The following is a 13925-nucleotide window of genomic DNA, read 5'->3' as shown; positions in this document are numbered from 1 at the left end:
CGGTCAGGCCTGGAGGCGGCCGCTGAGCCAGACGAGCGTGGGGGCGATCTCGCGGCGCCAGGTGTTGAAGTTGTGGCCGCCGCTGTCGAGGATGATCGAGGAGACGCGGTCGGGGGACTTCACGTCCGCGATGAACTTCTTGGTGTCGGCGAGGTTGCCCTCGCCCGACTTGCTGCTGGTGACCAGGAACGACGTCGCGGCCGGAGCCTTGGCCCGGAGGCTGGCCAGCAGGTCCGACCGCTTCTTGAGGGCCTTGTCGCCGTGGAAGAGGTCGCCGGTGGTCGGGTCGTCGGCGGCCTTGTAGTAGGCGGACAGGCCCGCGGCGGCGCCGAAGGTGCCGGGGTGGTGGATGCCCATCTTGAGGGCGCAGTAGCCACCGGTGGAGTTGCCCACGAAACCGAGGTTCTGCGGCTTGCGGCCGACGCGGTAGGCCTCGCTGATGGCCTTGGGCAGGTCGGTGGCGAAGAAGGTCTCGGTCTGCGGGCCGCCGGGTATGTCCACGCATTCGGTGTCCCGCGGCGGCGCCACCGTCGGCCGCAGCATCACCAGGATCATCGGCTTCATCTTCCCGGCCTTGACCTGCTTGTAGGCGGTCATCGGGTAGTTCAGCCCTTTGATCAGGTTCTCCGCGGTGCCCGGGTAGCCGGTCAGCACCACCGCGGCCGGGAAGTCCTGCTTGGCGTACTGCGGCTTGAAGTACTCCGGCGGCAGGTAGACGTAGGCGGGGCTGGCTATCTTCGAGCGCTCGCCGGCCACCACGACCTTCTGGATCTGGCCGCCCACCGAGGGCTTCGCGCCGCCCGGCACGTCCAGCTGCTGGGTGCCGACGACCTTGATGTCCTTGCTGCCGGCCGAGTGGTCGACCACCACGCCCATCTCGGTCTCCTGGCCGAACAGGTCGGCCCAGGACCCGTAGAAGAGAAACGATTTGTTGGCTGCCAGGCCGACCGCCGAGAAGAGCGCCAGCTGGGTCGCGAGCAACAGGGCCACCCGGCCGAGCACGGCGCGCCAGGAGCGGCCGGACAGCCGCGGCCACAGCACGACGGTCGCCGCGAAGAGCAGGACTCCTGCGGCGACGGCGAGCGCCAGGACCGTGTTGCTGGTGAGACCCATGAGCAGTCAGCGACTTTCTGATGGCGGAAACGAGTATTTTTTCGCGGACAGTGAACCCGCTTCCCTCGAGCGTCGTCCTAGTGGTCGCACATGTCCGGATGCCGCTGTGGCCTTCGGTCACAGGATCTCTCGCGGAGCTGCAGGAAGCGATGTCTAGCAGGATAGATGGCGATAAGTCGGGACAGGTTCCGAGCAAGGCCCGCCGCTTCCTCAGCGGCCCACGTCCCGAGTCCGTACCCCCTCTCGTCGGCACCGCCTGCACGGTCGTGGGCCTGCTCGACATCGCCGCCGGCGTGTTCCCGCGCTTCCGGCACAGCCGCGTCCACGCCCTCGCCGAGGTGCTGCCCGGCGCCATGAGCCCGGTGGCCGCCGCCCTCGCGATCAGCGCGGGCGTCCTCCTGCTGCTGCTCGCGCACGGCCTCAAGCGGCGCAAGCGGCGGGCCTGGCGGGCCGCCGTGGTGCTGCTGCCGGCCGGGGCCGTGGCGCAGTTCACGTACCGGCACTCGATCCTCGGCGTGCTGATCGCCGCCGCGATCCTCGGACTGCTGCTGCGCCACCAGAGTGAGTTCGACGCCCTGCCGGACCCGCGCAGCCGCTGGAAGGCGCTGGCCAACTTCGTGCTGATGAGCGCCGGCTCCATCGGGCTCGGCCTGGTCATCGTCAACTCCCACCCGCACCGCCTGGTGGGCGACCCGTCCATCGCCGACCAGCTCACCCACGTCGTGTACGGGCTCGTCGGCGTCGAGGGACCGGTCGACTACGCCGGCCGGGTGTCCTGGACCGTCGGCTACTCGCTCGGCGCCCTCGGCATGCTCACCGCGCTGACCACCGTCTACCTCGCCTTCCGCCCCGAGCACCCGGCGGCCCGGCTCACCCCGGCGGACGAGACCCACCTGCGCGACCTGCTCGCCAAGCACGGCGGCCGGGACTCCCTCGGCCACTTCGCGCTCCGCCGCGACAAGGCCGTGGTCTTCTCCCCCAGCGGCAAGGCCGCCGTCACCTACCGCGTGGTCTCCGGCGTGATGCTCGCCTCCGGCGACCCCATCGGCGACGTCGAGGCCTGGCCCGGCGCCATCGAGCGGTTCATGGAGGAGGCCCGGGCCCACTCCTGGACCCCCGCCGTCATGGGATGCAGCGAGACCGGCGGCGAGGTCTGGACCCGGGAGACCGGCCTGGACGCCCTGGAGCTGGGCGACGAGGCCATCGTCGACGTCGCGGACTTCTCCCTGAGCGGCCGCGCCATGCGCAACGTCCGCCAGATGGTCAAGCGCATCGAGCGCAACGGCTACACCACCAAAGTCCGGCGGGTGAGCGAGCTGACGCCGGAGGAGCTGGCGGCCGTCCGCGGCGCCTCCGAGGCCTGGCGCGGCACCGACACCGAGCGCGGCTTCTCGATGGCGCTGGGCCGGGTCGGCGACCCGGGCGACGGCGACTGCGTGATCGCCACCGCGCACCGCGTGGAGGAGGGCGACACCAGCCCCTTCGGCGACCTCAAGGCCATCCAGCACTTCGTCCCCTGGGGCCGCGACGGCATGTCGCTGGAGCTGATGCGCCGCGACCGGGCCGCCGACCCCGGCATGAACGAACTGCTGATCGTCGCGGCCCTGGCCGCCGCCCCCGGCCTGAAGATCGAGCGGGTCTCGCTCAACTTCGCGATGTTCCGCTCCGCCCTCGCCCGCGGCGAGAAGATCGGCGCCGGCCCGGTGCTGCGGATCTGGCGCGGCCTGCTGGTCTTCCTGTCCCGCTGGTTCCAGATCGAGTCGCTGTACAAGTTCAACGCGAAGTTCCAGCCCCGCTGGGAGCCCCGCTTCGTGGTCTTCCGCACCACCCGCGACCTGCCCCGCATCGGTTTCGCCGCGATGCAGGCCGAGGGCTTCGTCACGCTGGCCATGCCCCGGCTGCTCGGGCGGCTGCGGCCGGCCCGCCAGCCCCGGCCCTGCCAGCACCCGGCCGCCCGCGGCGGCGCCGACGGCCCGGCCGCCGCCCGTACCGCGGTGCCCGCCAAGGAGCGCGAGGTCCAGGCGGCGTAGCCCCGGCGCGGCGGCCCTACTCTGGGAGGATGAACACCGTGAACGGCGCAGCCGCCAGGGGCCGCATCGACGGCCTTCCCGAGTGGGGCCGCTGCGCGGTCATGGGGGTGGTCAACGTGACCCCCGACTCCTTCTCCGACGGCGGCCGCTGGTTCGACACCACCGCCGCCGTCAAGCGCGGCCTGGACCTGGTCGCCCAGGGCGCCGACCTGGTCGACGTGGGCGGCGAGTCCACCCGGCCCGGGGCCAGCCGCGTCGACGCCGACGAGGAGCTGCGCCGGGTCGTCCCGGTGGTGCGGGGCCTGGCCTCGGAGGGCGTGACCGTCTCCGTCGACACCATGCGGGCCGCCGTGGCCGAGCAGGCCGTCGCGGCCGGCGCGGTCCTGGTCAACGACGTCAGCGGCGGGCTCGCCGACCCGGGCATGATCCCGGCCGTCGCGGCCTCCGGGGTGCCCTTCGTCGTCATGCACTGGCGGGGCTTCAGCGAGGACATGAACAGCCGCGCCGTCTACGCGGACGTGGTCGGCGAGGTCGCCGCCGAGCTGCGGGCCCGGATGGACGCGGTGATCGACGGCGGGATCTCCCCCGACCGGCTGGTCGTCGACCCCGGCCTCGGCTTCGCCAAGCGGGCCGAGCACGACCTCGCCCTCCTGGCCCACCTGCGCGAGCTGCGGGCGCTGGGCCGGCCGGTGCTGGTCGCCGCCTCCCGCAAGCGTTTCCTCGGCCGGGTGCTGGCCGGCGCCGAGGGCGCCGCGCCGCCGCCGGCCCGCGAGCGGGACGCCGCCACCGCCGCCGTCTCGGCCATCGCGGCCCACGAGGGTGCCTGGGCCGTCCGGGTCCACGAGGTACGGGCCACCGCGGACGCGGTCCGCGTCGCCCGGGCCGTCGAGGGCGCCCGGTGAGCCGACGACAGACCGACATCGAGGCCGTCGAGCAGACCAACACCGCGTTCTACGACGCGATGGAGCGGGGGGACTTCGAGACCCTGTCCGGGCTCTGGCTGGACGACGAGATCTCCTGCGTGCACCCGGGCTGGCCGGTGCTCGCCGGCCGCGGCGAGGTGCTGCGCTCGTACGCCCTGATCATGGCGAACACCGAGTACATCCAGTTCTTCCTGACCGACACCAAGGTGACCGTGATCGGCGACACGGCCGTGGTCACCTGCACCGAGAACATCCTCAGCGGCGGCCCGGCCGAGGAGGCCGGCGAGCTCGGTCCGCTGGTCGGCCAGCTGGTCGTGGCGACCAATGTGTTCAGGCGCACATCCGGGGGGTGGCGGCTCTGGTCCCACCACGGCTCTCCCGTGCTGACCGAGACCGAAGAAGACGAGGAAGACGACGCCTCCTGACCCCCATGGGCAAGCGATGTCGGCTCCCGCAGGTAGATTCGAAGGAGGACGACGCCGACCGCACTCGGCGTAGGCCCATGGCCGCGGGCAGTTCCGGGGCCGGAAGAACCTACGAAAGCAGGAGTGATTCGCGTGGATCGTGTCGCGCTGCGCGGCCTCAAGGCCCGCGGGCACCATGGCGTCTTCCCCCGGGAGCGCGAGGAGGGCCAGACCTTCATCGTCGACCTGGTGCTGCACATCGACACCCGCCCCGCGGCGGCCGACGACGACCTGGCCAAGACGGTCCACTACGGCGTCGTGGCCGAGGAGGTCGTGGCCGTGGTCCAGGGCGAGCCGGTGGACCTGATCGAGACCCTCGCCGAGCGGATCGCCCAGCAGTGCCTCAAGCACGACGCGGTCGCCCAGGTCGAGGTGGTCGTGCACAAGCCCGACGCGCCGATCACGGTGCCCTTCGACGACGTGACCATCACCATCACGCGGAGCCGCGCATGAACCACGCCCAGAGCGATCCCACCGTCCAGCCCGTGCCCGCCTGCGTCGTCGAGACCGTGGACGCGGCGGACGTGACCCTGTCCAACCCGAAGTTCGCCGTGGTCGCCCTCGGCTCGAACCTCGGCAACCGCCTGGAGACCCTGCAGGGCGCGGTGGACGCCCTCGGGGACACCCCCGGCGTCCGGGTCAAGGCCGTCTCGAAGGTCTACGAGACCGAGCCGTGGGGCGTGGACCCGGGCTCCCAGCCCTCGTACTTCAACGCGGTGGTGCTGGTGAAGACCACCCTGCCGCCCACCTCCCTGCTGGAGCGCGGCCAGGCCATCGAGGAGGCCTTCGACCGGGTCCGCGAGGAGCGCTGGGGCCCCCGCACCATCGACGTCGACATCGTCGCGTACGCCGACGTGGTCTCGGACGACCCGCAGCTGACGCTCCCGCACCCGCGGGCCCACCAGCGCGCCTTCGTGCTGGCCCCCTGGCACGACGTCGACCCCGAGGCGGCCCTGCCCGGCCACGGCCCGGTCCAGGCCCTGCTGGCGGCCGTCGGCACGACCGGCGTCACGCCGCGCCCCGACCTGGAACTCCGTCTGCCGGAGTAGTCGTTAGCGTCTTCGGATGCGTCCGGGAACTGTGCGAGCCTGTGAGCTGCCACCGGAGCGGAAAGCGGGGAACAGGCACGTGAAGCAGTTGCGGTTGGGGGTCCTGGCGGGCATTTTCGTGATCGCCGGGGTGCTGTCCTGGGCCGGTGCCCGGCTGTGGAACGCCTACGGCACGCTCCCGGGCGTCCCGCTGGCCGCCCCGATCGTGCTGGCCGTGATCGCCGTGGTGCTGCTGGCCACCGCCCTGTCGCTGCGTTCCCGGCTCAAGGCCCAGCGCGAGCGCCGGCCGGGGGCCAAGGGCGTCGAGCCGCTGATGGCGGCCCGGGCCGTGGTCTTCGCACAGGCCAGCGCCCTCGTCTCGGCCGTCGTGGCGGGCCTGTACGGCGGCGTGGGGGTCTTCCTGGTCTCCGACAGCCTCGACGTGCCGGCCCGCCGCGACCAGGCCATCTACGCCGGTTCCTCGGTGCTCGCCGGGCTCGGGGTGATCGCCGCCGCGCTCTTCCTGGAGCACGTCTGCAAGCTCCCCGAGGACCCCGACAAGAACGACGACAAGGCCCCCGCCCGCGCCTGAGGGCGCGCGACGGGGGCCGGCGGGGCTCCGTAGGGGGTCCCGCGGGTCAGCGGGCCAGGATCAGGCTCATCGCCTCGCCACGGGTCGCGGGGTCGCGCAGCTGGCCGCGGACCGCCGAGGTGGTGGTCTTGGCGCCCGGCTTGCGGATGCCGCGGACCGACATGCACATGTGCTCGGCCTCGACCACCACGATCGCGCCGCGCGCGTCCAGGATCCGCATCAGGGAGTCCGCGATCTGCGTGGTCAGCCGCTCCTGCACCTGCGGGCGGCGGGCGAAGACCTCGACCAGGCGGGCCAGCTTCGACAGTCCGGTGATCTTGCCGCTCTCCGCCGGGATGTAGCCCACGTGGGCGACGCCGTGGAACGGCAGCAGGTGGTGCTCGCACAGGGACACGATCTCGATGTCCTTGACCAGCACCATCTCGTCGTGGCCGAGGTCGAAGGTGGTCGTCAGCACGTCCTCCGGCCGCTGCCGCAGACCGGCCAGGATCTCCCGGTAGGCCCGGGCCACCCGCGCCGGGGTCTCGACCAGGCCCTCGCGGTCCGGGTCCTCGCCGACCGCGATGAGCAGTTCGCGGACGGCGGCCTCGGCCCGCTTCTCGTCGAACTCGCCGATCGTGCCCTCGTCGCGCAGGGTCACTGGGTCGGTCATCTGTGCCTCGTTCCTGTCTTCGATCGCGCAGGCATACAAAAGTGCCGCGCCCCCCAGGCTAGAACCTGGGGGGCGCGGCATCCATTCCGGTGACCGGCGTCACGCCTCGGGGCGGTCCTCCGGGGCGACCTCGAGACCCTTCTCCGTGGAGACCGGGCCCGCGGCGGCGGAGCTGCCGTTGGCCGTGTTGGTCAGCTGGAGCTCCTTGGGAGAGAGCACCGGCGGACGGGTGGAGGGGGTGCGGCGGGCCGAACCGGTCCACGCGGGACGGGCCGGGCGCTTGACGATGGTCGAGAAGACCTCGGCGATCTCCTCCTTGCCCAGCGTCTCCTTCTCCAGCAGCGCGAGGACGAGGTTGTCGAGCACGTCGCGGTTCTCGACCAGGATCTCCCAGGCCTCGTTGTGCGCCGTCTCGATGAGCTTCTTGACCTCTTCGTCGACCAGCGCGGCGACCTCTTCCGAGTAGTCGCGCTGGTGCGCCATCTCGCGGCCGAGGAAGGGCTCGGTGTTGTCGCCGCCGAACTTGATGGCGCCGAGCCGCTCGGTCATGCCGTACTGGGTGACCATCGCGCGGGCCGTGGCGGTGGCCTTCTCGATGTCGTTGGCCGCGCCGGTGGTCGGGTCGTGGAAGACCAGTTCCTCGGCCGCCCGGCCGCCCAGCATGTAGGCCAGCTGGTCCAGCATCTCGTTGCGGGTGGTCGAGTACTTGTCCTCGTCGGGCAGGACCATGGTGTAGCCCAGGGCCCGGCCGCGGGACAAGATCGTGATCTTGTGGACCGGGTCGGAGTTCGGGGAGGCCGCCGCGACCAGGGCGTGTCCGCCCTCGTGGTACGCGGTGATCTTCTTTTCCTTGTCCGACATGATCCGGGTCCGCTTCTGCGGGCCCGCCACGACGCGGTCGATCGCCTCGTCCAGCATGTGGTTGTCGATCAGCTTCTTGTCCGAGCGGGCCGTGAGCAGCGCGGCCTCGTTCAGGACGTTGGACAGATCGGCACCGGTGAAGCCGGGGGTGCGGCGGGCGACGGCCGAGAGGTCGACGTCCGGAGCGACCGGCTTGCCCTTCTGGTGGACCTTGAGGATCTCCAGCCGGCCCTGCATGTCCGGGCGGTCGACCGCGATCTGCCGGTCGAAGCGGCCCGGGCGCAGCAGCGCCGGGTCGAGGATGTCGGGCCGGTTCGTGGCGGCGATCAGGATGACGCCGCCCTTCACGTCGAAGCCGTCCATCTCGACGAGGAGCTGGTTGAGGGTCTGCTCGCGCTCGTCGTGACCGCCGCCGAGACCCGCACCGCGGTGCCGGCCGACGGCGTCGATCTCGTCGACGAAGACGATGGCCGGGGCGTTCGCCTTGGCCTGCTCGAAGAGGTCCCGGACCCGGGAGGCGCCGACGCCGACGAACATCTCGACGAAGTCGGAACCGGAGATCGAGTAGAACGGGACGCCCGCCTCACCCGCGACCGCGCGGGCGAGCAGGGTCTTGCCGGTGCCGGGCGGGCCGTACAGCAGCACACCCTTGGGGATCTTGGCGCCGACCGCCTGGAACTTCGCGGGCTCCTGGAGGAACTCCTTGATCTCGTGGAGCTCCTCGACCGCCTCGTCGGACCCGGCCACGTCGGCGAAGGTCGTCTTCGGGGTGTCCTTGGTGATGAGCTTGGCCTTGGACTTCCCGAAGTTCATCACCCGGGAGCCGCCGCCCTGCATCTGGTTCATCAGGAAGAGGAACACCACGACGATGAGCACGAAGGGGAGCAGGGAGAGCAGCACGCCGAGGAACGGGTTGGTCTTGTCCGGCGTGACGGAGTAGCCGTCGGGGATCTGGCCCCCGTCGGACTTGGTCTGGAGGTCCTGGGCGATCGAGACGCCCTGGTCCCCGATGTAGTTGGCCTGGAACTTGGAGCCGCTCTCGTCGTCGAGCTTCTGGCCGTCCTTCAGCTCGATCTTGATCATCTGAGAGTCGCCGGTGGTCAGAGACGCCTGCTTGACCTGGTTCTGGCTGATCGCGTTCAGAACCTTGCTGGTGTCCACCGACTTGTAGCCGCCACCCGAGCCGACGACATTCATCAACACGACCACGGCGAGGACGGCCAGCACGATCCACATGACCGGCCCACGGAAGTATCGCTTCACGTCCATCCATACGGGGCGGTGATCGCCCCGTCCCTCCTGCCCGTAGGTAAATGCTGCTGTGAGTAAAGACTGTTCTTCGGAAGGTACCCCAGCATTGTCACCCGTGGCCTGGTTGGACGGCTGACAAACCCGCCTTCCCATGCTCCAACGGCGGGAACGGGGCAGGGGTTCCCCGGCGGCACCCGGCCGCCGGGGTCACGCACCCGGGAGGGTTCAGCCGCCGTACACGTGCGGGGCGAGCGTGCCCACGAACGGCAGGTTGCGGTACTTCTCCGCGTAGTCGAGGCCGTAGCCCACGACGAACTCGTTGGGAATGTCGAAACCGACCCACTTGACGTCGATCGCGACCTTGGCGGCGTCGGGCTTGCGCAGCAGCGTGACCACCTCGAGGGAGGCCGGCTGCCGGGAGCCGAGGTTCGACAGCAGCCAGGACAGCGTCAGACCCGAGTCGATGATGTCCTCGACGATCAGGACGTGCTTGTCCTTGATGTCGGTGTCCAGGTCCTTGAGGATCCGGACCACGCCCGAGGACTGGGTGCCGGCGCCGTACGACGAGACGGCCATCCAGTCCATCGTGAGCGGGGTGGACACGGCGCGCGCCAGGTCCGCCATCACCATCACGGCGCCCTTGAGGACACCGACGATGAGCAGGTCCTTGCCCGCGTACTCCGCATCGATCTTCGCGGCCAGCTCTGCCAGCTTCGCGTCGATCTCTTCCTTGGTGATGAGCACCGACGCCAGGTCGCTGCCCATGTCCTTCTCGTCCACCCGCATCACTTTCGTTGTCGGCCGGGGCTCCGGGGGGGTGCCCCGGAGGACTCAGCCGTGTTTCAGCACCTTCAGCCCTGCCGGATGACAAGTCTGCCACCCTGCCGCTGGGCCTCGACGCGGCCGGGCAGGTTGATGGCCCGCTGACCGCGCCAGCCGGTGATGAGCCGGTCGACTTCCTCGATGTGCCGGGCGAAGAGCGAACCGGCGGGGGAACCGGCTGCGACGACCGCCCTGCGCAGCACCCGGCGGCGGACGGCCGGGGGCAGGGCGTACAGCTTGGCGCACTCCAGCTGGCCGGCCTCGTCCCGGACCGAGACGTCCGCCTGGGCGGCCCAGGCGTCCAGCGCGTCGGCGTCGTCGCGGGAGAGCTGGGCGGTCCGGGCGAGCGCCTCGACCACGCCCTTGCCCAGGGCCTTCTCGAGGGCGGGAAGGCCCTCGTGGCGCAGCCGGGAGCGGGTGTAGGCCGGGTCGGCGTTGTGCGGGTCGTCCCAGACCGCCAGGGACTGGGCCATGCAGGCCTTGCGGGCGGTCTGCCGGTCGACGTCGAGGAAGGGGCGGCGGTAGCGGCCCGTACCGGAGCCGGCGCCGGTGCCGCCGGACTTCTCGGCCATCCCGGACAGGGAGCGGATGCCGGAGCCGCGGGCCAGGCCCAGCAGGACGGTCTCGGCCTGGTCGTCGCGGGTGTGGCCGAGCAGCACCGCGGCCGCGCCCAGCCGCTCGGCGGCCTCGTCGAGGGCGGCGTACCGGGCGTCGCGGGCGGCGGCCTCGGGACCGCCGTCGCGGCCGACGCGGACGGCGACGGACTCGACCGGGTCGAGCTGGAGGGCGGTCAGCCGGGCGACCACCTCGGCGGCCCGCAGGTCGGAGCCGGCCTGGAGGCCGTGGTCGACGGTGATGCCGCCGGCCCGGAGGCCGAGCTTGGGCGCCTCGAAGGCGAGTGCGGAGGCCAGCGCCATGGAGTCGGCGCCGCCCGAGCAGGCGACCAGCACCAGCGGCCGGTCACCGTCCGTGACGAGCGCGGTGCGGCCCCGGCCGCGCGCCTCGGAACTGGGGGTTTCGGAGCCGGCACGGCGGCCCGGGAGGGTCTGGCCGGTGTGCTGGGTGAGGTCGGTGAGGACGTCGTGGAGTACGCGGCGGACCGCCAGGCGTATCGCCGCGACCGCAGGATGGGGACCCATGTCCGCTGCCCTTCGGTGGAGTTGGGGTGCCTCGGGGGGAGTGCTGGGGGTGGTGCGCTCGGGAGTGGCCCCGGAGGGACCGAGAAGTCACTCAGAGTGCGTCGATGGTGACAGAGCCGAGCCGTTCCCTGAGCATCGCACGCCTATCCACGGCCCACGGTCCCTCGGATGGGTGATGCTGGCGCCTTCAATGAGACGTCAATGGTCGCTTTGCGTCACTCCGGTTCCGGCGCCTTGCGGTGCACCCGCTGGACCCAGTCGGCGGGACGGGCGATCTCGGCCTTGGTCGGCAGGGTGTTGGGGGAGGTCCACACGCGGTTGAAGCCCTCCATGCCCACCTGGCCGACCACGGCCCGCACGAACCGCTCGCCGTCGCGGTACTGGCGCAGCTTGGCGTCGAGGCCGAGCAGCTTGCGCAGCGCCGCGTCCAGCCGGCCCGCGCCGCTGGCCCGGCGCTTCTGGAACTTCTCCCGGATCTCCGCGACCGAGGGCACCACCGCGGGCCCGACGCCGTCCATGACGTAGTCGGCGTGCCCCTCCAGCAGGGACATCACCGCGGTCAGCCGCCCCAGCACCTCCCGCTGCTCGGGGGTCTGGACCAGCTCGACCAGCGAGCGGCCGGAGCCGTCCTCCTCGCCCTCCGGCCGGCCGCCGGAGAAGGCCTGGGCGGCCTCGCGCAGCCGCTCCAGGACGTTCATCGGATCCATCTCGGTGGCGCCCAGGAACGACTGGATCTCGCCCTCGAGGTGGTCGCGCAGCCACGGCACGGCGGTGAACTGCGTCCGGTGCGTCTCCTCGTGCAGGCACACCCACAGCCGGAAGTCGTGCGGGTCCACCTCCAGCTCCCGCTCGACGTGCACGATGTTCGGGGCGACCAGCAGCAGCCGGCCGCCGCCCGCCGACCCCGGCAGCTCCCGGCTCGCCGGGGCGAAGGTCTCGTACTGGCCGAGGACCCGCGAGGACAGGAAGCTCAGCAGCATCCCCAGCTCCACACCGGTGACCTTGCCGCCGACCGCGCCGAGCACCGCCCCGGGAGAGCCCCCGCGGCGCTCCTGCATCTTGTCGAGCAGCGGCCCCAGCAACTGCCGGAAACCGGCGACGTTCGCCTTGACCCAGCCCGCCCGGTCCACCACCAGGACGGGCGTGTCGGCCACCGGCGCGTCCTCAGGGAGCATCCGCACGTAGGAGCGCACGTGCTCCTCGGCGGCCTTGGCGTGCCGCCGCAGCTCGGCGACGACCGCCCGCGCCTCGTCCCGGGTGACCTCCGGGCCGGGCCGTACCAGCCGGGTCGCGGTCGCGACCGCGAGGTTCCAGTCGACCATCTCCGCACCACCGATGCTCGTCATGCGTCAACCGTACGTGGACCGGGCCCCATCCGTAGAGGGGCCGGACGCGTGCCGCCCTGCCGTTGCCGCCGCTGCGCGGAGCCAGCCCCCACCCCGCCCCTTCCCGAAACCGGTGGGCAGCCGCCCCCGGGCGTCACCCGCCGGCCACCGCCACCCCCAGCCGGTCCAACGCCCCCTGTGCCGCGTCCTTCGAGGCCGTGCCCTCGGCCAGGAACGCGAAGGCGAGCAGGCGTCCGGAGGGGTCGACGACGGTGCCGGCCAGGGCGTTGACGCCGTTGAGGGTGCCGGTCTTGGCCCGGAGCAGGCCGGCGGCCGGGGAGCCACCGGTGTTGCGGGCCTTGAGCGTGCCGGAGAAGCCGGCCACCGGCAGACCGGTCAGGACCGGCCGCAGGTCGGGCCGGGCCGGGTCGGCGGCCCGGGCGAGCAGGGCGGCGAGCAGCCGGGCGCTGACCTTGTCGTCCCGCGACAGGCCGCTGCCGTCGGCGAAGCGCGCGCCCCGCAGGTCGACGCCCAGGGCCTTGAGCCGGCCGGTGACGGCCCGCTCGGCGGTGCCGAAGTCGGCGGTGGGGCGCTCGGCCAGGGCGGTCTGCCGGGCCAGCGCCTCGGCCAGGTCGTTGTCGCTCTCGGTCAGCATCCGCTCGACGAGCAGTCCGAGCGGGGCGGAGGAGGTGGCCGCGACCGGGGCGGCCTTCGGCGCCGGGCGGCCGGCGGAGACCTCCGGGGCGACCTTGATCCCGCGCTTGCCGAGCAGCGCGGCGAAGCTGCGGGCGGTGTCCCCGGCGGGGTCCTCGCTGCGGGTCGCGGTGCCGGAGTACGAGCCGTCCCGGCGGCCCTCGTCGGTCATCAGGGCGGTGACCGGGGCGATGTTGTCGTTGCCGGGGCCGATGGGGTGGACGGCGGTGCCGGAGTAGAGCGAGGCGTCGTACCCGAGGGTGACGGCGGCCTTGCCGGCGGCCTTCAGCGCGGCGGCGGTCTCGTCGGCCAGCTCGACCAGGCTGCCGCCGGTGGGCACGCCGCCGCGGGCGGCCGGTCCGGCGCGGCCGGCGGGCTCCTCGTACGGCCGGCCGGCCCCGACCGGGGTGCCGGCGGTCAGGGTCGGGTCGCCCGCGCCGACCAGGGTGATCCGCCCGGCGCCCGGGTCGGCGAGCACCCGGGTCTCGATCCGGTGGTCGGGCCCCCGGGCGGACAGCACCGCCAGGGCCGTGGCGATCTTGACCGTGGAGGCGGGGGTCATCGGCCGGTCCGCGTCCGCGGCGAAGAGCGGGGTCCCGGTGGCCACGTCGAGGATGCAGCCGCTCCGCAGGGCCCCCAGGGCCGGGTCGGCCATCAGGGGGGCCAGGGCGCGCCCCAGCGCGCCACCGGCGGCCGGCCGGACGCCGCCGGCACCGGTGCCGGCGGCCAGGGCGGCGAGCACGCCGGGGGCCCGCGGCGGCCCCGCGGGCCGGCCTCCGGGGGCCCGCCGGCCGTGATCTGCGCCACCCGCCGGCTCCCGGGCGGCCGCCCAGTCCCGCTCGGCCTTACGCTGGCCCGAGTCCCAGGGCCCGGCCGCCACCACGGCACCCGCCGCCAGGGCGAGGCCCGCCACGGCCGATCCCGCGGCGACCTGCCACGTCCTGTCGAGCCGCACCTCGGACCAGCCCCTTTCGCGATCACACGACTGCGTGAGGGACACTTAACCACTGCGTCTTGCCGCGAGCATGGCAC

The 13925-nt window shown here is 72.6% G+C and carries 13 protein-coding genes; 6 read left to right on the top strand and 7 right to left on the bottom strand.

Annotation, left to right across the window (positions count from 1 at the left end; translation table 11 throughout):
- Positions 1-3: 3 nt before the first annotated feature.
- On the bottom strand, positions 4-1113 hold the full coding sequence (locus AB0O40_RS23220) for an alpha/beta hydrolase-fold protein (protein WP_365044856.1): 1110 nt from the start codon (positions 1111-1113) through the stop codon (positions 4-6).
- Between the two features lie 149 nt (positions 1114-1262).
- Here AB0O40_RS23220 and AB0O40_RS23215 point away from each other — a divergent pair, with 149 nt between their 5' ends.
- From AB0O40_RS23215 to AB0O40_RS23190, 6 genes are all read left to right on the top strand, one after another.
- Positions 1263-3143 carry a phosphatidylglycerol lysyltransferase domain-containing protein gene (locus tag AB0O40_RS23215; protein ID WP_365044853.1) on the top strand — a complete coding sequence of 627 codons (1881 nt, stop codon included), beginning with the start codon at positions 1263-1265 and terminating at the stop codon, positions 3141-3143.
- Positions 3144-3172: 29 nt separating this feature from the next.
- Entirely contained in the window at positions 3173-4045 is an 873-nt protein-coding gene (folP, locus tag AB0O40_RS23210) for a dihydropteroate synthase (protein ID WP_365044850.1), read from the top strand.
- Positions 4042-4491, top strand: coding sequence for a nuclear transport factor 2 family protein (locus AB0O40_RS23205; protein ID WP_365044847.1), 450 nt, complete (start codon positions 4042-4044; stop codon positions 4489-4491). The genes folP and AB0O40_RS23205 overlap by 4 nt, the downstream gene beginning before the upstream one ends.
- A 132-nt stretch (positions 4492-4623) precedes the next feature.
- Positions 4624-4983 (top strand): dihydroneopterin aldolase, encoded by a 360-nt coding sequence (folB, locus tag AB0O40_RS23200; protein ID WP_365044844.1) that lies wholly within the window; start codon positions 4624-4626, stop codon positions 4981-4983.
- On the top strand, positions 4980-5579 hold the full coding sequence (folK, locus tag AB0O40_RS23195) for a 2-amino-4-hydroxy-6-hydroxymethyldihydropteridine diphosphokinase (RefSeq protein WP_365044841.1): 600 nt from the start codon (positions 4980-4982) through the stop codon (positions 5577-5579). Before folB ends, folK begins: the two co-directional genes overlap by 4 nt.
- A 79-nt stretch (positions 5580-5658) precedes the next feature.
- Positions 5659-6150: a DUF3180 domain-containing protein gene (locus AB0O40_RS23190; protein WP_365044838.1), complete on the top strand. Its 492-nt coding sequence runs from the start codon at positions 5659-5661 to the stop codon at positions 6148-6150.
- Between the two features lie 46 nt (positions 6151-6196).
- On the opposite strand, the gene folE is transcribed toward AB0O40_RS23190, so the two are convergent.
- The 6 genes from folE to dacB form a co-directional block, all read right to left on the bottom strand.
- Positions 6197-6802, bottom strand: coding sequence for a GTP cyclohydrolase I FolE (gene folE, locus AB0O40_RS23185; RefSeq protein WP_365044835.1), 606 nt, complete (start codon positions 6800-6802; stop codon positions 6197-6199).
- 99 nt (positions 6803-6901) lie between these two features.
- Positions 6902-8932 (bottom strand): ATP-dependent zinc metalloprotease FtsH, encoded by a 2031-nt coding sequence (gene ftsH / locus AB0O40_RS23180; RefSeq protein ID WP_365044832.1) that lies wholly within the window; start codon positions 8930-8932, stop codon positions 6902-6904.
- A 207-nt stretch (positions 8933-9139) separates the two neighbouring features.
- Complete coding sequence (gene hpt / locus AB0O40_RS23175) at positions 9140-9700, bottom strand: hypoxanthine phosphoribosyltransferase (RefSeq protein ID WP_365044829.1); 561 nt, start codon at positions 9698-9700, stop codon at positions 9140-9142.
- 65 nt (positions 9701-9765) lie between these two features.
- Positions 9766-10875, bottom strand: coding sequence for a tRNA lysidine(34) synthetase TilS (gene tilS, locus AB0O40_RS23170; protein WP_365044827.1), 1110 nt, complete (start codon positions 10873-10875; stop codon positions 9766-9768).
- A gap of 215 nt (positions 10876-11090) precedes the next feature.
- Positions 11091-12221 carry a zinc-dependent metalloprotease gene (locus AB0O40_RS23165; RefSeq protein ID WP_365044824.1) on the bottom strand — a complete coding sequence of 377 codons (1131 nt, stop codon included), beginning with the start codon at positions 12219-12221 and terminating at the stop codon, positions 11091-11093.
- A gap of 133 nt (positions 12222-12354) precedes the next feature.
- Complete coding sequence (dacB, locus tag AB0O40_RS23160) at positions 12355-13848, bottom strand: D-alanyl-D-alanine carboxypeptidase/D-alanyl-D-alanine-endopeptidase (protein ID WP_365044821.1); 1494 nt, start codon at positions 13846-13848, stop codon at positions 12355-12357.
- Positions 13849-13925 lie beyond the last annotated feature (77 nt).

Source organism: Streptomyces sp. NPDC089919 (assembly GCF_040684615.1).
Classification (GTDB): domain Bacteria; phylum Actinomycetota; class Actinomycetes; order Streptomycetales; family Streptomycetaceae; genus Streptomyces.
Note: the sequence above shows the minus strand (reverse complement) of the source record. Positions and strands in the feature narration are given on the sequence as shown.